Raw genomic sequence first — 21,246 nt, forward strand, 5'->3', positions numbered from 1 at the left:
CAAGATAATTGGGGATTACAACAGCGCGTGCAGGATAAAATTCGCCACAAATAGGGCCGCTATGGCGTACAGGGCTGGTGGGACATCCTTGCCTTTGCCCATCGACAGCTTTAGGATCGGGTAGGTAATGAAGCCAAACGCCATCCCGTCGACGATGCTATAGGTGAACGGAATCATGACCATAACCAGGAATGCCGGGAACAGCTCTGTCATATCGCTAAAGTCCATCTCACGTACGCTCTGCACCATCAATCCCCCAATGACCATCAGGATCGGGGCAATGGCGCTGTCCGGCACATAAGCCAGCAGTGGAATGAACAGGAAGGTTGCACCGAACAGGATACCTGTGACCAGCGAGGTCAGACCGGAGCGGCCACCTGCCGCAATACCGGCATTGGATTCTGCAGCGGCGACAACCGGGCTGCTACCGAAGATCCCTGCCGCGATGTTGGCAATGGAAAGCGCGCGTAAGCTGCTTTTAAAGCGCTCTGGACGGTTCGCCAGTTGAGTCTGAGAGGCGATTAGACCGATATTTTCAAAGACAACAATTAGTAACAATAAGAAAATGGCAATCCAGAATACCAGGCTGAGCAGGCCCGTCCATTGCATGCCGAAGAATACATTACTGTATCCGCTGAAAACATGTCCGGATTCCACATTCTCCGGTCCTTTGGTGGCACCCAGCAGATAAGCAAGTCCGGTGCCTACCGCCATACTGATCAGCAGACCGCCACTCGTACCACGGATGAACAGTACCAGTGCGAGCAGCAGAGTAATGCATGACGTGATTACTGCCGGATCACTGAAGTGGCCGATGGCCACGAAGGTCGTTTGGTGGGCAATAACAATTCCGCTCTTCTGCAGGCCGATGAAGGTCAGGAACAGACCAATGCCGACTGTGATGGCATGCTGCAAATTGTGCGGTATTGCTTCGCTCAAGATGCGATACAGCGAGGTGAACGCCACGATAGCAAACAGTACGCCGGTTACAACAACTACAGCCAGCGCCTCCCGCCAGTCCAGCTTCATGGAATGCACAAGGGTGTATGTGAAAAAGGCGTTGATCCCCATCCCCGGCACCACAATAATCGGCGTCTTGCCAGCAAAGGCCATCAACAGACAGCCCGTAAGGGCCGTCAGCAGTGTAGCTACCATTCCCGCCCGCAGCGGCATTCCTGCATCGTGCAGAATAGCCGCATTGACCATTACAATATATACTGAAGCGAAATAGGAGAGAATACCGGCCGCCCATTCCCGTTTCCAGTCATGTTCAGGCAGTAAACCTACGCTATTTCGCCAAAAATTCGATTTCATTCTCTAAAAACCTCCGCTAAATGTCAAGTCAGGTCCAATTCATGCTTGTTAAAAAAAGAGGCTTAACCCCCAACAAAAGGGCGTCAGCAGCCGGAAACCGGCTGTACGCCCTTTTGTCCTTGTGACGCTTGTTGATTAGTCTACCCTTTATCCACCGGATTCTATCGGGACATGACGATCAAGCACAACTGAACGTAATCCCTAATGACCCGCCTAGTTTATTAATTGATGCCCTTAGCTTCCAGAAGGTCCTTAACGGTTACACTAACCATAATGAGACCAGCAACAGGGGGAACGAACGAGTTGCTCGCAGGTGGTTGTTTAGCTTTGCGTCTGTCCGGTGCGTTCTCGGGAACGATTTTATCCGTAACATCCTGACGCGGCTTCATCGGAATCTCCGTAGAGAATACCACCTTAACGCCCTTTTTGATGCCCTCTTTACGCAGCTTCTGACGGATAATCCGGGCAATCGGGTCATAGGTTGTTTTCGAAATATCGGCAACCTGGAACCGGGTAGGATCCATTTTGTTGGCTGCACCCATACTTGAAATCATCGGAATGCCCCGTGCCAGGCATTCTTTGATCAAGTGGACTTTATAGATGATCGTGTCCGAGGCATCGATCACATAATCCAGCTTATATTTAAACAATTCTTCATAGGTTTCTTCTGTATAGAACATATTCAGCGCAATGGCATCGCAATCCGGGTTGATCAGCTTGATGCGGTCTACCATCAGTTCGGCTTTCTTCTGGCCTACGGTGGTGGTGAGCGCGTGGATCTGGCGGTTCACATTAGTGATATCCACCACGTCCTTGTCGATCAGAATAATCCGGCCGATTCCGGAACGGGCCAGCGCTTCTGCGGCCATGCCGCCAACACCGCCGATACCGAGTACCGCTACCGTGCTATTCTTCAGGATTTTGAGGCCTTCCGGCCCGATGGCAAGTTCTGTACGCGAGAACTGATCCAACATATTTTCAGCCTCCTTAACAAGCACTACGAAGCGCAGGATGCGCTTCGCAGTGAATGAATAGTATGATTATTCTTTGTCTTTTTCCTTCTTCGGTTTCAGAGCCAGCTTGATGTGCAAATCTTCCAATTGCGAGCCTTCCACTGGGGATGGAGCATCCATTAGCAGATCGGTTGCACTTGCTGTTTTCGGGAATGCGATTGTTTCCCGCAGGTTGGTGCGTCCAGCGAGCAGCATCACGAGACGGTCAAGGCCGAAGGCAATTCCGCCGTGCGGAGGCGTACCGTATTCAAACGCGTCGAGCAGGTAACCGAATTTTTCGTAAGCAACTTCTTCAGAGAAGCCGAGTGCTTTAAACATTTGCTCTTGCACTTCACGTTTGTAGATCCGCATCGAGCCGCCCCCGACTTCGTAGCCGTTCAGCACGATGTCGTAAGCCTGGGCACGAATGGCACCCGGATCAGTCTCGAACAGGTGCAGATCCTCTTCACGCGGACGTGTGAACGGATGGTGTTCAGCCACATAACGTTTTTGATCTTCATCATACCCGAGCAGTGGGAAGTCTGTTACCCAAGCGAATTTGAAGACGTTGTCGTCGATCAGGCCGAGCTGGCGTCCGATTTTGAGACGTAGCGCACCAAGAACATCTGCAACCACTTTTTTGTTATCTGCGGAGAAGAGCAGCAAGTCGCCTTCCTCAGCGCCAGTACGTTCCTTAACAGCAGCAATCTCTTCTTCGGAGAAGAACTTAACGATTGGCCCCTTGAATTCGCCATCCTTCACTTGAATCCATGCCAACCCTTTCGCGCCGTAACGCGCGGCATACGGTCCAAGATCGTCGATTTCTTTACGGGTCCAAGTACCACAGCCCTTGGCGTTAAGGCACTTCACTTCTCCGCCTTTTTCGATAACGGACGCGAATACCTTCACTCCGCTGGTCGCTACGATATCATTCATCTCGATCAGTTCCAGCCCAAAGCGCAGGTCCGGCTTATCGGAGCCGTATTTGCCAATAGCATCAGCATACGTCAACCGTTGGAACGGAAGAGCGAGATCAGCACCAACTGTCTCCTTGAAGAGACGCTGCAATAGCTTCTCCATCATACCCAGCAGATCATCCTGGGACAGGAAGGAGGTCTCAATGTCGACCTGGGTGAATTCCGGCTGACGGTCAGCACGCAGATCCTCATCGCGGAAGCAACGGGCGATTTGATAGTAGCGTTCTATACCGCCCACCATCAGCAGCTGTTTGTAGATTTGCGGAGATTGCGGCAGACCGAAGAATTCCCCTTCATGCACTCGGCTCGGTACAAGATAGTCACGCGCGCCTTCTGGTGAGCTTTTGGTTAGAATCGGTGTTTCTACATCAATAAAGCCTTCGCTGTCCAGGAAGTCACGGAATATTTTAGATGCTTTGGAACGCAACAGCAGCGTCTTTTGCATTTCAGGACGACGCAGGTCGAGGTAACGGTATTTCAGACGCAAGGATTCGTCCACTTCCACACCATCTTCGATGAAGAACGGAGGTGTCTTGGCTGCGTTCAGCACTTCAATATTCGTGATTTGCACTTCAATCTCACCGGTAGGCAGATTCTTATTCACGGTTTCGGCATCGCGCTTAACCACGTTACCTGTAACAGCTAGAACGTATTCGCTGCGTACTTTGTCAGCAATTTGCAGCGCTTCGCCCGAATAGTCGGGATTGAAAACAACCTGTACAATTCCGCTGCGGTCACGGAGATCAATGAAAAGCACGCCCCCGAGGTCGCGGCGGGTCTGTACCCAGCCGTTAAGGGTAACGGTTTGTCCAATATGGTCCTGCGTTAATTGTCCACAATGATGACTTCTTTGCATGATTTGATCATATCCTTTCATGGTTGAAATATCGCTTGTACTATCACTGTTACTTCAGGCTATCCAATGGACTGAACCAGTTCATCCAGCTTGACGTTACGCTGTTCTCCTGTGTCCATCGACTTTAAGGCAATAACACCGGCCTTCAACTCGTCTTCGCCCAGGATCGCGGTGTATCTGGCCGCCATGCGGTCTGCCGACTTCATTTGCGCCTTCATTTTCCGGCCCAAATAATCGCGTTCGGCAGAGTAGCCTTTGCTGCGCAGAAGATACAACTGCTTCGTAATCTCAAGATCAGCTTCCTCACTCAACGCTACGAAATAGACATCCAGCGGCTTGGAGGATTCCAGCTCTACCTTCTGGTGTTCCAGAATGAGCAGAATACGCTCCAAGCCGATCCCGAAACCGATACCCGGTTGATCCGGGCCCCCGATTTGTTCCACGAGCCCGTTGTAGCGCCCGCCGCCGCCGACCGTATCGATGGAACCGATGCCGGCTGCTTTATATTCAAACGCAGTATGCGTGTAATAATCGAGTCCGCGCACAAGACGCGTATTGATAGAATATTCAACACCCATGACATCCAGGTGCTGCTTCACCTTGGCAAAATGCACTGTGCATTCTTCATCCAGACTATCCAAAATGGACGGTGCATCGGTGAATTTATCCTGGTCCACCTTGCAGTCCAGTACCCGCAGCGGATTGCGCTCCATACGCCGCTGGCAGTCACCGCAAAGATTGTCCTTCATCGGTCTCAGGAAATTCAGAAGCTCCTCCCGATAGGCCGCACGGCTTGGCGCGTTACCCACGGAGTTGATCTCCACCCGAACATCCTTCAAACCCAGTTCCTTATAGAACTCGTAACCCAAGGAAATAACCTCAGCATCAATCGCCGGATCCACTGCTCCGAAGGCTTCAACACCAAATTGGTGGAACTGACGGTATCTTCCCGCTTGTGGACGTTCATAACGGAACATCGGCCCGATATAATACAGCTTGCTGACATCCGGCTCGCCATAGAGCTTGTTCTGAACATAAGCACGTACAACGCCTGCTGTCCCTTCAGGACGAAGCGCCAAATCCCGGTCGCCTTTGTCCTTGAACGTGTACATCTCGCCTTCCACAATGTCCGTAGTTTCGCCTACGCCTCTTTCAAACAAAGCGGTATGCTCGAACATGGGTGTACGGATCTCACGGTAGTTAAAACGGTGACACAGCTCTCTGGCCTTCGCTTCTACAAACTGCCATTTCTCCACCGCGCCTGGCAGCACATCCTGCGTGCCTGTGGGTTTCTCGAATCTTTCTTTAGCCACTGCCTATCCCTCCTGAAAAAATACCCCTTATATCCTTAATTTCTGCGTTTAGTGCGCAGCATAACAAAAAATCCCTCGCCCTGTTTATCACAAACAGGGACGAGGGATTATCATAACCAATAATTCACCCGTGGTACCACCCACATTCCGGAGCAGGAGATTGCTCTCACCACATCCGCTTCAAGCGGTTAACGCCCGCCTACGCGCAAACGGCTACTGATTGCAGCAGTTGTCAAATCCTGCCGAAGTTCGCCGTGCGTTCTCGGGGAGGTCATTCATTCGCTCATCAACAGAATCCTTACAGCCAGACGCAGCGGCTTAATCGTCCTTGGTATGGACACTACCGATTCGTCAGGGGATTCCTCTCTGGGGTTGTGGGGGCCGAATTACTTATTCCCGTCATCAAAGCACTATAATATAACTGTTATTGTTAGATTCTACTGAACCACTGCGCTAAAGTCAAGAAAGGATATTAAAAATTTTAAGATGAATGAGGGCGGAAAGCGAGCTTAATCGTCAAATTTCTCCTGTTACAAAAAAATGACCCGCAGCCGGTTGCTGCGGGTCCATCATCATATATTATTAAAAAGGGGGTCATGTCTTTATTATAAACACGCTATATTAAGGAATCATGTATGAAATATTACGAGTATATTACAGAAAAGAAAGCGCTTAATTTTCAGGGACATCCCAAAAATGCCGGATAGCCGATAAAGGCCATCCGACACTATATTGCTCATCACCCTTGAATGCAGCCGTTAATCAAACCGCTCCACATAAGCTTGCTTGCTACGCAGAATTTGAATGACTTCGTTATATCTAGCCTCATCCACCTTCAGCTCCATGATATAGCGAAGTTCCCCAAGTTCTTCGCCGCTGAGTTTAGCTTCTTCCCCGGTGCTTCCCTCAAACCCGCGGCTTTCAACATCGTCAACAGACTCTGGAATCCCAGTACTAGCGACCAACGCAGCTCCGGCACCCGGTGCCCCAGAGGTACCCGATGTGCTGAATCCACCCGCTGCCAAGGCGGAATTCCCAAGTGGAATCACAGGTAGTAGGAAACGGAGGTCCTGTCCTAGTCGATCATTGAGCGGCCATACCTCCAGCCCTTCCACGTTATAGGCGATAAGTGCTGTTTTTGCCCCTAGTGCATCATCTTCTGTCTTGAAATAAGCCTGAATTCTTCTAGCCATTGTTAGTCCCTCCTTGGATAAATGCTCTAGTTAGTCAAAGACCACCACTTTATCCTTGAATGCCGCTCCTGCTTGTCTACATCAACCTTTAGTGTTCTCGCTCTTCTATTACCCGGTTCAATGTATTTTCTAACCCTGCCCTACAGAATGAACCCATTTGCTGATCTCTTTCCTGCCGATAGCATGATAGAAAAAAGCCGCCTTAGCGCCCGTATCAAGTACGCGGCAGCAGGTCGCGGCTTCTTCCCTTCAATACCTGAATCTCGGCTGGAGCCTCCGCTCCTTTTACAATTGCACCAGCTTCTGCAGGGCTTCCTGTCGCTAGTGTCGGGTTGCTTCTCCACACCCAAGCCTTTTGGGATTGTCTCATTGCCGCAGCTCCTTGCAAATTACCGTAATATCCATCCGCTTCTAGTCTAACCATACGAACAATACCCTATCCATTCAAAAAAAAGATGCCGCACACGGCTCCCAAAGGAACAGTAATGCGGCATCCGCCGATATCTTACCCGTCTCAAATGAAATAACAATTGTAACGCTTGATCTAACCCCGGCTATCGAGAATTAACGTGACAGGTCCCCAGTTGACGAGCGACACATCCATCATCGCCCCGAACACCCCGGTTCCAACCTGCAGACCGCGGGCAACCAGCTCACGATTAAAATAATCATATAACTGCTCGGCCTCAGCCGGCGCAGCGGCGGCCATGAAGTTGGGGCGTCTGCCCTTACGGCAGTCGCCGTATAGCGTAAATTGCGATACAGACAGGATTGCTCCGCCGGTGTCAGTGACGCTGAAATTCATTTTACCTGCTTCATCCTCAAAAATCCGCAGTCCCGCGATCTTCTCAGCCAGATAAGCCGCATCCTTCTCTGTATCCTCATGGGTCACACCGACCAGTAACATTAAACCTTCGCCAATCTCGCCGGTCACCTCGCCATTAACCGTTACCTTCGCTTCCTTGCAGCGCTGTACTACTACTCTCATTGCAGCTTTCAGCTCCTTGCCTTATTGCATGATCCGGTGAACCGTGTAGACATCCTTGACACGCTTGACCCGATCCACTACCGATTGCAAATGTTCGGTATTGCGAATCAGAACTGTCATATGAATCATAGCCATCTTGTTCTTATCGGATCGGCCGGTCACCGCCGAGATATTGGTCTTGCTCTCCGAGACCGCCTGCAGCACTTCATTGAGCAGCCCGTTACGATCATGGCCTGTAATCTCAATATCAACGCTGTAGTTGGCCTCTACGGTGCCTTCCCACTCTACCTCGATCACCCGTGCCGCTTCTTCCCCCTCACCGTCGCCTGGAATATTCGAACAGTCCTGGCGGTGAACAGATACTCCGCGGCCGCGGGTCACATACCCAACAATGTCATCGCCTGGCACGGGATTACAACATCGGGCAAAACGAACAAGCAGGTTATCAATGCCTTTGACGCGCACACCGTTAGTCGGCTGATTCCGCTTCTCGCCGGAGGATTTGATCGCCTTCATCTCGGAGGTCAGCTCCAGATGATTAGCCGCCTCTTCTTGCTCCTTGCGAAGCTTCTCGGTCAGCTTGGAAGCGATTTGCGCAGCCGTAATGCCGCCAAACCCAACGGCAGAGAGCATGTCTTCAATATCGTTGAAGGCGAATTTCTTCGCGGCCTCCATCAACTTGTCATCTGAGATCCACTCAGAGACTTCAACGTTTAGGCGCTTCAGCTCACGTTCAATCGCTTCGCGGCCCTTCTCGACATTCTCCTCACGTTTCTCCTTCTTGAACCACTGCTTGATCTTACTCCGGGCATGGGAGGACTGGGCAATCTTCAGCCAGTCGCGACTCGGACCATACGAATGCTTCGAGGTCAGAATCTCCACGATATCCCCGGTCTTCAGCTTATGATCAAGCGGCACAATTCTTCCGTTCACCTTGGCGCCGATGGTCCGGTTACCGACCTCCGTATGAATACGGAAGGCAAAATCAAGCGGAACTGAGCCAGCAGGCAGTTCAATAACCTCGCCTTTGGGAGTAAACACGAAGACAAGGTCCGAGAAAAAGTCCATTTTCAACGATTCAACGAATTCTTCTGCATCCTTGGCCTCATGTTGAAGCTCAAGAATCTCCCGGAAGAATGGCATCCGGTTCTCGGGATTGCCGTTGTTACCGGTGCCTTCCTTGTACGCCCAGTGCGCCGCGATACCAAATTCAGCGGTACGGTGCATCTCCCACGTACGGATCTGAACCTCTGTAGGCTCCCCGCCTGGTCCAACCACCGTGGTGTGAAGCGATTGGTACATGTTCGCTTTGGGCATAGCAATATAATCCTTGAACCGGCCAGGCATCGGCTTCCAAAGGGTATGAATAATGCCAAGTGTGGCATAACAGTCTTTAATGTTATCGACAATGATACGAATAGCCAGCAGATCATAGATCTCGTTGAACTGCTTGTTCTTCGTACTCATTTTATTATAAACGCTGTAGATATGCTTCGGACGTCCGGACAGGTCACCTTCGATGCCCATCTCGTCCAGCTTGGCCTGAATACGGCCGATAACGCTCTCGATGAACTGCTCGCGCTCCGCCCGCTTCTTATGCATCAGATTGGCAATGCGGTAATACTGCTGAGGGTTCAAATACCGGAGGGCAATATCCTCCATCTCCCACTTGATTGCCGAAATTCCCAATCGATCTGCAATGGGACAGAAAATCTCCAGTGTCTCATAAGAGATCCTGCGCTGGCTTTCCTCTGACTGATATTTCAGTGTCCGCATATTGTGCAGACGGTCCGCCAGCTTGATGACAATGACCCGAATATCCTGCGCCATTGCAATGAACATCTTGCGGTAATTCTCGTTCTGCTGCTCTTCCTTGGAACGGAAGCGGATGCGTTCCAGCTTGGTCAGACCATCAACAAGCATGGCGCAGGTGTCGCCAAAATTCGCACGGATCTGGTCGAGGGACACTGTCGTATCTTCCACAACATCATGCAGAAGCGCAGCAATAATGGAGATTACATCCATCTGCATATTGACGACAATATCTGCGACGGCAAGCGGATGCAGGATATACGGCTCCCCCGATTTGCGAACTTGCCCATGGTGGGCCTGATCAGCAAATTCATATGCTTCCGTGATGCGGAGCAGATCTTTTTCTTTTATATATGCGCCAGCTTTGTCAATTAATCGCTCAATGCCCATTCTCGTCGTATCCGTTTCCTTTCTATAAGAAAAACTCCTTCCAGGAGTCTCTCGATGATGTAGTCGATAAAATAAACAAACCTGCAAAAATATGCATCGTCTGCAGGTTTCTTGATCGGTATACCGCTTTCTGTGAACAACCTCTAATAGTTGAAAGTTGTCTATAATTATGACGCTTGCGAGGGATTACGTCAACACTTGCCATCGCATGGCATTAGTGTCAACAGAAGTCACAATAACGTACAAATTGATGTCACTTGTGAAATTGTTGTTGTAAAAAAGTCAAGTTCTATTTAATCTAGTAAAGGCGGTTTGCCACGGAATACTTTATATTATGAAAAAGAAAGAGGAGTGACCACCATTGCAACGCGAAATTCAAGTTAACGAAAGGCTTCCCTGGGGGCCGGGCTTCCTTCTGAGTCTTCAGCATTTGTTCGCCATGTTCGGCAGCACAGTGCTGGTGCCCAACCTGTTCGGGGTAGATCCCGGTATGATTCTGCTGATGAACGGTATCGGCACACTCATGTACATCTTAATCTGCCGCGGTAAAATCCCTGCTTATCTCGGCTCCAGCTTCGCTTTTATTTCACCTGTTATGTCCGTGCTGGCACAACATCAGGATGATCATCAACGTGGATATTCGCTTGCACTTGGCGCATTTATCGTCACCGGCGTGATTTTCATCCTTGTCGCACTGATTATCCGTTTTGCCGGCACCGGCTGGATTGACGTAGTCTTCCCTCCAGCTGTCATGGGTGCGATCGTAGCCACCATTGGACTTGAACTGGTGCCTGTAGCCGCACGTATGGCCGGACTGATCGGTCCTGAAGGTGCAACTGAATGGACCCCGAATAGCAATGCCATTATCCTGTCCATGGTAACCCTGGGTGTTACGGTGATTGGCGCGGTTCTCTTCCGCGGTTTCCCCAAAATCATTCACATCCTGATCGGAATCGTGACCGGTTACGGCTTGGCTTATCTGATGGGTGAAGTAGATACCGCAGCTATTGGAAATGCCCATTTCTTTGCCAGCCCAACCATTATTACACCTTCCTTTGACTGGGATGTTATCCTAACCATTATCCCTGTGTCCCTTGTCGTTATTGTTGAGCATATCGGCCACTTGCTGGTTACAAGTAATATCGTCGGCAAGGACCTGGCCAAGGACCCTGGTCTGGACCGTTCACTGTTCGGAAACGGGATATCTACCATTATCTCCGGATTTGTCGGTTCCACTCCTAATACGACTTATGGTGAAAATATCGGAGTTATGGCTTTAACCAAAGTTTACAGCGTATTTGTGATTGGCGGGGCCGCCATCATTGCCATTCTGCTCTCGTTCTCCGGCACCTTCTCTTCCGTTATTGCCAATATCCCTCTTCCAGTAATGGGTGGTGTCTCCCTGCTGTTGTTCGGTGTTATTGCAGCATCGGGTCTACGTATCTTTGTAGAGCAAAAGGTCGACTTCTCCAAAGCAACCAACATGATTCTGGCAACACTCGTCCTTGTCGTAGGCATCAGTGGTGCAACCCTTACTATCGGTAATGTTCATCTGAAGGGAATGGCGCTGGCAACTATCGTCGGTATGGCCCTCTCCCTGTTGTTCAAGCTCATTGAAGTGCTAGGACTTAGCAATGAGAAAGATAATGAAAAACCTGCTCATTAATGCCGGAGTAAAATCATTTTAAAAAAGCGGACTGCTGTCGATAGATGACAGCAGTCCGCTTTTTATTTCCCGGGAAACGCTATTATGTTTAAATCTTAGTCCTCGTAGTTGAGCAAAGAGATAACTTCGATATCTGTCAGCTTGTTGCGTCCAGCCAGTTCAACCAGCTCGATCAGGAACGCTGCCCCGACAACTTTGCCGCCAAGCTGTTCGATCAAGTTAACCGAAGTAGCAATCGTACCGCCAGTTGCCAGCAGGTCATCGGCGATTAGAACATTTTGTCCTGGCTTGATGGCATCGGTGTGCACAGCCAGCTTATCCTTACCGTATTCCAAGTCATATCCGACTTCAATAGTCTCGTAAGGGAGCTTACCGCTCTTACGGATCGGCACAAAACCTACGCCAAGTGCATAAGCCAGTGGTGCGCCCACAACGAAGCCACGGGCTTCAGGTCCGGCAATAATATCAATTTTCAGGTGGGCTACCAGGGCTTTTAGTTCATCGATTGCTTGGCGGTAAGCCTCGCCATTGTTAAGCAGTGTAGTAATATCCTTAAAACTGATTCCCGGTTGTGGGAAATCTGGAATCACGCGAATAATTTCTTTGAAGTTCAAGATTATCATCTCCTAAAAATTTTGTGAGCTTATACATCGGGGCAATACATCGAACAAAATTACTTCGTAAGCATAGGCTTAGTTTGTGAGCGTATGCTTCGTTGGGGTACTTCGAGCAAACTTACTTCGGAAGCATACGCTTTTTGTGAGCTTATACTTCGGTGCAATACTTCGAACAAAATTACCTCGGAAGCATCTCTATAATCTCAAGAAACACCCTGCCGGCGGGATTGCATAAAGCCCTGCACCTCTGACAGGCTGCCGTCCATGAAATACTCTTCCATCTCCGCTACCTGTCCCAACCGGATAAAATGCTGCGAAGCTGTAAGACTCTTGGCAGCAGGCTGCGTAACAAAAGTGATCAGCCCTTGGTCTCGTTCGATAAAATCAAGCTCCTCGAACACATCCAGCATCATGCCCAGCATACGTACGCTCAGTGGGGTCTGACGACTCAGACGCAGCAATACCTCATGCTCTGGGGTTGCCGCAGCAGCGACGGAAGCAAGCAGCTTATATAAGGCCTTAAAATGATCACGGGTAGGAACCAGCAGACGTTCACGTCTCTCTCGAATCGAATGAAGCAGCGCCACGTTATCTATAAACGGAAAGGTCTGAAGTACCGCGTCCAGTTGTTCCGGCGACTCCGGCAGATCCAGCAAACAGAGCACAGAAACACGCCTCTCTTCCAGCTTATTCTGCTCATGGTCAAGTGCAGAAATTCCGCCGTGCTCATCGTATATCCAAAGAGACATGCCTTTCAACTCATCTGGCAGAAGGGCTCGCTCCTTGCGGGACACGACTACATTCCGATACGGAGCGGTTCCTACATAGGGCGTCAGACGCTCGCTGATCTCACGTGCTTGCCGAACCGCATCAGTAGCTCCGCGTAGATCGAACAGTTGAGTTTCGTGGACCGCCAGATCCTGCAGCATCAGTTGCGGCTTGCGGGAGCCATTCCACTCGTTCACAGACAATTCGGCTAGCACATCTACTTTAGTACCGCCAGGAAGTAGTGCCCCGAGCGCACCTTTGCCAAAAGCAACCGCCTCAATAATATGCTTGCCTTGCTGCAGAACAATTTTGAGGTGCTTACCTTCGGCTCCCATAGTGCGCGTCTCCTTGACCGCCGCACCGCGTAGAATAAACTTCGGCAGCGGGTTGCTCATGCCGAAGGGCGCTAGTCGTTCCAGTTCATCCGCCGCTTGAAGCGACAGATCGGCGATCGTAGCTTCACCATCCGCTGATGTCACCGCCACAAAATGCTCCGGTGTCAGTACACCAGAAGCATAGCCATTCAGTGCTTCAGCGAAGGCACCAAGGCCATCGCGATGAAGGCTCATGCCGGCCGCCGAAGGATGACCGCCGAAATGATCCATCAAGCTGGAACAGGAAGATAAGGCCGCATAAATATCGAATCCCGGGATCGAGCGGGCAGAGCCCTTACACATCCCCGTCTCGGGATGAATATCCAGAATGATTACCGGCCGGTAGTAACGTTCCAGAAGCTTGGAAGCGACGATGCCTACCACACCTACATTCCAACCTTCCGAAGCCAAGACGATCACATCGGGAAGACTCTCAACTTCGATTTTTTCCTCCAGCTTAGCAGTGGCTTCAATCACGATTCTCTCTACAACCAGTTGACGCTCCTTGTTCAGCAGGTCCAACTCATCCGCCAGTTCACGCGCTTCTTCCGTATGCTCTGTGGTCAACAGAGAGACAGCCCGTCCCGCGTGATCAAGACGACCACTAGCGTTGATACGCGGTGCCATGCCAAAAGCAATGTTCACCGCACCTACGGTATTCATTGCTATCCCGCTAACCTCAAGCAGGGCACGAATGCCCGGGAAACGGGAATTGCGCATGGAGAGGATTCCTGTGCGTACAATCTCCCGATTCTCACCTATCAGGGGCATAAGATCTGCCACAGTACCTATGGCGGCGATTTCGGTCCATGCCTCCGGTGTATCTCCACCCAACAGTGCCTGCGCCAGCTTAAGTGCAACACCTACACCAGCCAAACCTTTGAATGGGTAAGGACAATCCGGCAACTTTGGATTAATCAGGGCATAGGCCTCTGGCAGAAGTGCCGGCGGTTCATGGTGATCCGTTACGATCACATCCATGCCCAGTTCCTTTGCATAAGCAATCTGGTGATAAGCACTGATGCCTGTATCTACGGTAATAATCAGAGAAACTCCCTGCTGCAAGGCCCAATCCAGGGCATGATTATGTAAACCATAGCCTTCGTTTGAACGGTGCGGAATATAAATGTCATAGGAAGCTCCCAGATAACGCAGCAGATGAATCATCAGCGCTGTGCTGGACACACCATCGGCATCATAATCACCGTAGACCAGAATATGTTCATTTTCTTCCAATGCCTTTCTAATTCTCGGAACCGCTTCAGCCATTCCCTTGAGTAAAAAAGGGTCGTGCTGCTCCTGTCCACCGCCGTCCATGAATACCAGCGCCTCCTCAGGCGTTGTTTTACCTCTAGTAATCAGCAGTGACGACAACAGCGGAGAAATAGAAAGGCTCCGGGCCAGTTCCCGTACTGCATCGGGATCGACTGCCGGAGAATGCCATCTTGTTTTAGAATGAAGCACTAATAACTCACCTTTCTCTTACCTTGGCAAACTATTGAAGCAGGGTGGGCAGATCATCATCCACCAGTTCATGATTGCTCTTATAAGGATAACCTGGATCGTACGGCACGACATCCATACGCACCTCGCCAACGTGAACAAAACGTTGCAATAGCAACTTTCTGGCACATTCCGCAATCTCCTGCGCTTCCAGCACTGTAATGCGCGGGTTAACGCTGATTTTGACCTCCAGATTCACATAACGTCCCTGCTCCATCGCCTTCAGATGCTCCACACGGATGATCCCATGCACTCGCTGCACGGTCTCGATAAAGCTGGCTGCATCTTTCGAGGGAAGCTCCTGAATGTTCTTTCCGTAAACCGAACTGGCAATTAGGCTATAGCCCTTACGCAAAATCAGGAATCCCGTGAGCAGCGCCGCAATAGGGTCCATATACAACAGCGGATGCCAGCCAGAGTAGCTTCCAGCCATCGCAAGTGTAATCCCGATCAGCACAGTGATTGAAGTATACAGACTGAATCGGTGGCTGTCGGCATAAGCAGCATGGCTACCATCACCCAACTTCTTGAAATGACGATATTGATATTGGAACACGATTTCTTTTACCAAGATAGATAATAAAACCGTTACAAGTGCGTAATGCCCGGGCGTGGTTAAATGTCCATAAGTCAGATCACGAATGGCGGAGAAAACAACCTGCATCCCGCCCATTAAAATAAGCACCGAGCAGGAGATGGCCAAAATTGGCTCCTTGCTGCCCTGCCAGGCACCAGCCTTGGATCGGGAGGGAGCTTTGCTGTTCTTTTTCTGTCCAGAGCGCCACGGAAGGATACCTGTTAGCTTGGCTGCGGCGTCTGCTCCAGAATATAAAGCATCCCCCATTAATGCCTTGCTGCCTGAGATGTAACCCACGCTTCCCTTGGCTATGGCCAGAACGACATCGCCCACGATCCCAGTCCAGGCGACCGTCTCATTTTGCGGTGAATGTTTGTCATTCATGGAAGGCCTCCTTGCTGCTGCATATCATCTCATGATGCAAAAAAAGCGCATGGCGTGCAGCTCCGAAGATTTCGAAAGCCGCGTCGCCTTTGACGCGGCTTTCTTTACAGACAGGTTTTAGATTTAAGCCGTTTTGTTGGTCACTTTCGGCTTCTGACGCTTCTTGAGAAGCAGCCAGAGCGGGCTCGCAATAAAGATGGAGGAGTAAGCTCCGAAGAGCAACCCGACAACCATGGCAAGCGAGAACATCTTAATGGATTCTCCACCCATAATCAGCAGGAAGAATGCCGCTACAAATACCGTAAATGCCGTATACAGGGAACGCATGAGCGTCTGAGTCACACTCTTGTTCACAAGAGCTTTCATGTCCTCATAAGTTTTCTGCTTGCCAAAGCGCAGATTCTCACGAATACGGTCAAAGATTACGATCGTATCATTGATGGAATAACCGATGATCGTAAGCACCGCGACAATAAAGGTCAAATCCACTTCCAGACGGAAGATGGAGAAGACGGCCACAACCATGAATGCGTCATGCAGCAGCGAGACAATCGCAGCCAAGGCAAAACGCCATTCAAAACGGATACTTACATAAATGATAATCCCGAGACAGGAAATAAGTACGGCATAAATGGCGTTGCGCGCCAATTCTTTTGCCATTTCCGTATCCACGGTGTTGATTTCGAAGGAAGCCTTGTCATCCAGCTTGGTAATTCCAGCCTTCAACGCTTCACTTTGATCCTCAGTCAGCTCTTTATCATAACGGATATTGACCCGTTCCTGACCAAGAGAGATGCTCGGTTCATGAGTGACACCGAGGTCCTTGATTGCCGTTTCAACTTGTTCTTGCGTAAGATTCTTGGACAGGGAGATATCCACATTGGAACCTGCCTTGAAATCAACACTGTAATTCAATCCAAAAGTTGCCAGGAAGATCAAACCGGCCACAGTCAACGCAATGGAGAAGATATAGAAATATTTACTTAGATGTACGAAATCAAACTCTCTCTTAAAGTGCACGGATTTCACTCTCCTTAACCCCGAATTGCTTTGGTTTGCTCAGCTTACCGGCTCTAACAAGCAGATTGAGCAACCAGCGGGAGAAGTAAAGGTTCGTGGCAATACTGAGCACGATTTCCACAATCAGAACCAGTGCAAAACCTTTAACAGCACCTGTTCCGTAAGCGAACATTACTGCCGCAACGATAATAGTGGTGATATTGGCATCCATTACAGTACGGAATGAAGATTTACTGCCTGCTTTTACAGCAGACATAATGCTTTTCCCGCTGTAAATTTCTTCTCTGATCCGCTCGTTGGTAATGATGTTCGCATCAACTGCCATCCCTATACCGAGAATAAACGCGGCGATACCGGGAAGGGTTAGGGTAAAGTCAGCCCAAACAAAGACAAGAATTAGAAGCCATGTATGAAGGATCAGCGCGAAGCTGGCCAGAAGACCTGGCAAGCGGTACATGCCAATCATGAAAATAAGAATTATCAGGGAACCGACAAGACCGGCTTTGATCGTTTGCTCAAGAGACTGTTTACCCAGTGTGGCGCCTACGCTTTGGGAGTATTTCTCCGTCAGCTTCAGCGGAAGAGCACCAAGGTTAATCGTATCAGCCAATTCACGTGCTTCTTGGAGCGTATAACTGCCGGAAATTGAAGCACTACCATCCGTCAATGCTGCTCTAACTACAGGATCAGATAATAGATTCTCATCCAGATAGATGGCAAGGTTCTTGCCCAAGAGCCGCTTGGTAATTTCTGCGAACTTAGCCTTGTCCTTCACTTTGATGCTGATGATTGGCTGGTTCAGGTTATCCCGACCGACCTCTGCAGCACCTTCCACAAAGTCACTGCCCACCAGTTCAATCTTGCTGTATTTTCCGGCAGGATCGCCTTCGGCAGCACTGCGGAAAGTCAAGACTGCAGGTTCTTTCATCTTCTTGCGGACTTCTGCCTCATTGGTCACACCCGCAATTTTCAAACGAATACGATCCGTTCCTTCCGTGGTAACCTCCGGCTCACTAGTTCCGAGCGCATTGGCCCGTTTCTCCAGACTCTCTGCAGTTTTTTGCAGTGAAGCCCGGGTCAGTGCCCCTCCAGCCTCCATCGGCTCAGCGTGATACAGGATCTCGAAGCCGCCCTTCAGATCAAGACCCAGACGGACCTTGTCCAACAGACCAGGGGTAGTGAATACCATGACGCCTGTTAAAACGAGCACGGTAACGATAAAGCTCATAAGTCTCTTCATGCTCTTGCTAGTTCCCCTTTCATAACTCAATATTCCTATTATAGCCACGCTCCAAATGACCGTCAATTCATGTAAGAATGGGCAAGGCTATATTCACACAAAGAAACGGCGGGCTCTCCCCATTTGGCAAGCCATCCGTTTTTCAGTAGGAAATGTGAAATTCAATCCCTTCATAACTTTACCGCTTTGTGAAGTGGTTTGCAAAGAAAAATGTTTCCTTGCATCAAATCTGTCCCCGATACGCAGCAATAGTCAAATAATTCATATAACTATTGGCTTTCAAGGAATATATATCATTGACCAGCTTGTAAAGCGGCGGCTTTCCTTCCTTTGCGTAATTACGGCTGACACACTCCCAGATATCTTTGCCAGTAACATATTCGTAGCCAAGGAGTCGGAATTCCTCCGCTTTGCTGCAGCACATGGCTTCGATCTCCTCACTAAGCTCGTCATAAATACATTGCCCCGATTCCACGTGTTGACACCTCCAGGTCGCTCGTATACGCACGTTCACCCTATCTATTCGACCCTCTCCCCTGCCTTTCCTTCTTCCTTAAGAAAGTTATGTAACACAATGCTTGTCATGCCGGCGTAGGGGTTCAGCATATCCATAGAACAAGCCCACTAAAGTGCTTTAACGGTGAGTTGCCACCAGCGTCCCATTTCATGCCGGGAAGAAGGAATGTTCTTTGAAGAAACTAAGCTCCTTAAACAAACAAAGCTTTATACAGGGTACGTTAATTCTGCTGGCTGCAGGAATTATCAACCGCATGCTCGGCTTTATTCCCCGGATTGTCCTTCCTCGCGTGATCGGGGCTGAGGGTGTGGGTCTTTACCAGCTTGGCTATCCGTTTTTTATTTTGCTCGTTACCGTCATTACAGGGGGGCTGCCTCTGGCGGTCGCCAAAATGGTGGCCGAGGCAGAGGGCAAGAACCGCCCTGACAAATCAAAGCAGATTTTGCGTACAGCACTTGCGCTCAGTCTAGCGCTGGGTATATTTTTCACATTGGTTGCCTTAGCCAGCGCTTCATGGGTTTCCAACGTATTGCTGACAGATAACCGGGTCTTCTATACATTCATTGCCATGATTCCCATGCTGTGTATCATTGCTGTATCTGCGGTCTATCGCGGGTACTTCCAGGGCAGGCAAAATATGATTCCATCCGCACTCTCTTCCGTGCTGGAGTCCGTGATCCGGATTTTTGCTATGCTCTGGTTCTCCTGGCTGTTGCTGCCTAAGGGGATCGCTTTTGCGGCGGCAGGAGCTATGATCGGGGTCACCGTCGGCGAAATAGCGGGTATGTTCGCTCTATTATGGCAATATTACTTCATTGTCAGAAAAGACAGGCCTGAAACCGGACCACAGCCGGGAGATAACTCTTCAATTGCAACTGTCCCTAAAGAAGCACCTTCAGAAGCACCGGCTACCGGTTCCTTACTGAAGCGGCTGCTAGGTATCTCCATTCCTGTGACCGCTGGCCGTCTAGTGGGCTCCGCCTCCTACTTGCTGGAGTCGATTATCACGGCCCGCAGCCTTGCCCTTGCCGGGATTGCTACAGCCGTAGCCACTGCACAATACGGCGCACTGCAAGGGATGGTCATTCCGCTGCTACTACTACCGGGAGCATTAACTTCATCTCTGGCGGTATCGCTGGTTCCTTCTTTGTCAGAAGCCGCCGCCCGCAAGGACTTGTCCATGATCCATAAACGGATGCATCAGGCGCTGAGGCTTGCCCTGGTCACGGGTGCCCCATTCGCTGTTCTTATGTACATCCTGGCCGTTCCGCTCTGCAGTCTGCTGTACGGGAACGCGGATACCGCCCCCATGCTGCGCCTAATTGCACCGTTCGCTGTGTTCCTGTATGTACAGGCACCCCTTCAAGCAGCACTTCAGGCCATGGACCGGCCGGGGAGAGCACTTGTTAACACCCTGATCGGAGCTTTGGTCAAAATTCTGTTAATTCTGCTGTTAGCCTCACAGCCACAGTATGGGATCTATGGCGCTATTATCGCAATTATTGCCAATAGCATTCTTGTAACACTGCTACATGGGTACAGTGTCATCTCGCTCATTTCTTTATCTCTACGTATTAGGGATTTGTTCAAAATTGCGGCAGCTATGATCATTATGGGCGCCGGTACTCAGTTTGCGTATACCTCTATCCCCGTTGCCGGAGCACAGTGGATCCAGTTTATTTTTGCCGCCACTGTTGGCCTCTTGATCTACCTGGCCATCTGCCTGTTATCGGGACTCGTCTCGGTCCGCGATATGGATCGCCTGCCCTTTATCAAGCGCTGGCGCTAAAGCATCAGTGATGCAGAGGGGAGACATAGATTTTGCCCTGGTGATCCACCGAGCACAAGAAGACATCGCGAAAGTCCGATACTCCCTTTTGGCGAATTTGTTGTCTCAGCCAAAATCTAGTTTTTCCAATCATCTCCAGATTCGTATCTTGTACCTTTCCATCCATAATCAGTGGAATCGGGAGTCCTTCATACCTGATTTTGTCCTTGGGAAGCTTCACGGTCTTGGAATTGTTCGCGTTTCCGCCTGAGCTATCTCCCGCTTCACTGCTTTGCTCTTCCGAGCTGCTGGCCGATTGGGCCGATGAGGAGCCATTCTTGTTCTTCTCAATGATTGTAAGCTGGCCACTAGCCTCTAGAATGGCAAACTCCACATCAGCAGGATTATCAATATTTTGACCCCGCAATTGAAGCAGCAAATCATCAATGTTGTATCTCTGCTTGCGCATCTCGCCACGGTGTAATTTGCCATCGGAAATCAGGATGCTCGGCTTACCATCCATAAACAAGCGTAGACCGCGGCTTTTCAGACCAAGCTGGGCCACTAGCACCTGAATCAGGACGAGTGTAGCCATGGGCACAACCCCTTCATACATCGGCCTTTTAATATCATCTATAACAAATACTGCAATCTCGGCAATCATGATCGAAATCGTCAAATCAAACACCGACAGCTTTCCGATCTCTCTTTTCCCCATTATCCGCAAGCACAGAAAAATGAAGAAATACATCAGCACGGTCATGAAAATGTGGTATGTGATCTGCTGGAACATATTGCTTCTCTCCTTCCGCGTTTACCCGCATTGAACATCTCCGCAGGTCATTAATGTATACCCTATTCTGACCGCTCGGGTCAGGGAACATTCGGAAGCTGGCTTATTAATTAATGGTAAAAGTAACGACCGTCTCATTCTTGTACTAACAGGGCAAGCCTTCCCATACAATGAGTAGTAGCTT

17 protein-coding genes are annotated in these 21,246 nt (G+C 49.9%); 2 read left to right on the forward strand and 15 right to left on the reverse strand.

The features are described 5' to 3' along the window. Window positions 1–15: 15 nt before the first annotated feature. From ACFVRY_RS17030 to ACFVRY_RS17065, 8 genes are all read right to left on the reverse strand, one after another. Window positions 16–1,314 (reverse strand): NCS2 family permease, encoded by a 1,299-nt coding sequence (locus ACFVRY_RS17030; RefSeq protein ID WP_387501433.1) that lies wholly within the window; start codon window positions 1,312–1,314, stop codon window positions 16–18. Window positions 1,315–1,535: 221 nt separating this feature from the next. Then, on the reverse strand, window positions 1,536–2,288 hold the full coding sequence (locus ACFVRY_RS17035; RefSeq protein ID WP_387501434.1) for a tRNA threonylcarbamoyladenosine dehydratase: 753 nt from the start codon (window positions 2,286–2,288) through the stop codon (window positions 1,536–1,538). A gap of 66 nt (window positions 2,289–2,354) precedes the next feature. Continuing rightward, window positions 2,355–4,139 carry an aspartate--tRNA ligase gene (gene aspS, locus ACFVRY_RS17040; protein ID WP_387501435.1) on the reverse strand — a complete coding sequence of 595 codons (1,785 nt, stop codon included), beginning with the start codon at window positions 4,137–4,139 and terminating at the stop codon, window positions 2,355–2,357. A gap of 59 nt (window positions 4,140–4,198) precedes the next feature. Beyond that, complete coding sequence (gene hisS / locus ACFVRY_RS17045) at window positions 4,199–5,452, reverse strand: histidine--tRNA ligase (protein WP_387501436.1); 1,254 nt, start codon at window positions 5,450–5,452, stop codon at window positions 4,199–4,201. Between the two features lie 758 nt (window positions 5,453–6,210). After that, window positions 6,211–6,645 (reverse strand): hypothetical protein, encoded by a 435-nt coding sequence (locus ACFVRY_RS17050; protein ID WP_387501437.1) that lies wholly within the window; start codon window positions 6,643–6,645, stop codon window positions 6,211–6,213. A gap of 214 nt (window positions 6,646–6,859) precedes the next feature. Then, a complete protein-coding gene (locus tag ACFVRY_RS17055; protein ID WP_387501438.1) occupies window positions 6,860–7,069 on the reverse strand; it encodes a hypothetical protein in 210 nt (69 codons plus the stop codon). 120 nt (window positions 7,070–7,189) lie between these two features. Beyond that, complete coding sequence (gene dtd, locus ACFVRY_RS17060) at window positions 7,190–7,633, reverse strand: D-aminoacyl-tRNA deacylase (protein WP_387501440.1); 444 nt, start codon at window positions 7,631–7,633, stop codon at window positions 7,190–7,192. Between the two features lie 21 nt (window positions 7,634–7,654). Further along, entirely contained in the window at window positions 7,655–9,835 is a 2,181-nt protein-coding gene (locus tag ACFVRY_RS17065) for a RelA/SpoT family protein (protein WP_387501442.1), read from the reverse strand. A gap of 361 nt (window positions 9,836–10,196) precedes the next feature. Between ACFVRY_RS17065 and uraA the strand changes: the two genes are divergently transcribed. Further along, window positions 10,197–11,501, forward strand: a complete 1,305-nt coding sequence (gene uraA / locus ACFVRY_RS17070; RefSeq protein ID WP_387501443.1) for a uracil permease — start codon at window positions 10,197–10,199, stop codon at window positions 11,499–11,501. Between the two features lie 95 nt (window positions 11,502–11,596). Here the strand turns inward: uraA and ACFVRY_RS17075 are convergent, their stop codons facing one another. From ACFVRY_RS17075 to ACFVRY_RS17100, 6 genes are all read right to left on the reverse strand, one after another. Next, window positions 11,597–12,115, reverse strand: a complete 519-nt coding sequence (locus ACFVRY_RS17075) for an adenine phosphoribosyltransferase (RefSeq protein WP_387501445.1) — start codon at window positions 12,113–12,115, stop codon at window positions 11,597–11,599. A gap of 206 nt (window positions 12,116–12,321) precedes the next feature. After that, window positions 12,322–14,724, reverse strand: coding sequence for a single-stranded-DNA-specific exonuclease RecJ (recJ, locus tag ACFVRY_RS17080; RefSeq protein WP_387501446.1), 2,403 nt, complete (start codon window positions 14,722–14,724; stop codon window positions 12,322–12,324). Between the two features lie 31 nt (window positions 14,725–14,755). Further along, a complete protein-coding gene (locus tag ACFVRY_RS17085; protein WP_387501447.1) occupies window positions 14,756–15,724 on the reverse strand; it encodes a cation diffusion facilitator family transporter in 969 nt (322 codons plus the stop codon). 123 nt (window positions 15,725–15,847) lie between these two features. Beyond that, window positions 15,848–16,744, reverse strand: coding sequence for a protein translocase subunit SecF (gene secF, locus ACFVRY_RS17090; RefSeq protein WP_387501448.1), 897 nt, complete (start codon window positions 16,742–16,744; stop codon window positions 15,848–15,850). Further along, on the reverse strand, window positions 16,734–17,984 hold the full coding sequence (secD, locus tag ACFVRY_RS17095) for a protein translocase subunit SecD (RefSeq protein ID WP_387501449.1): 1,251 nt from the start codon (window positions 17,982–17,984) through the stop codon (window positions 16,734–16,736). Before secD ends, secF begins: the two co-directional genes overlap by 11 nt. Before the next feature lie 223 nt (window positions 17,985–18,207). After that, window positions 18,208–18,459 (reverse strand): post-transcriptional regulator, encoded by a 252-nt coding sequence (locus ACFVRY_RS17100; RefSeq protein WP_387501450.1) that lies wholly within the window; start codon window positions 18,457–18,459, stop codon window positions 18,208–18,210. 214 nt (window positions 18,460–18,673) lie between these two features. Here ACFVRY_RS17100 and spoVB point away from each other — a divergent pair, with 214 nt between their 5' ends. Beyond that, window positions 18,674–20,290: a stage V sporulation protein B gene (gene spoVB / locus ACFVRY_RS17105; protein ID WP_387501451.1), complete on the forward strand. Its 1,617-nt coding sequence runs from the start codon at window positions 18,674–18,676 to the stop codon at window positions 20,288–20,290. A gap of 4 nt (window positions 20,291–20,294) precedes the next feature. On the opposite strand, the gene ACFVRY_RS17110 is transcribed toward spoVB, so the two are convergent. Beyond that, a complete protein-coding gene (locus ACFVRY_RS17110) occupies window positions 20,295–21,062 on the reverse strand; it encodes a YetF domain-containing protein (protein ID WP_387501452.1) in 768 nt (255 codons plus the stop codon). Window positions 21,063–21,246 lie beyond the last annotated feature (184 nt).

This window comes from Paenibacillus sp. NPDC057934 (genome assembly GCF_042887565.1).
Lineage (GTDB): Bacteria > Bacillota > Bacilli > Paenibacillales > Paenibacillaceae > Paenibacillus_AQ.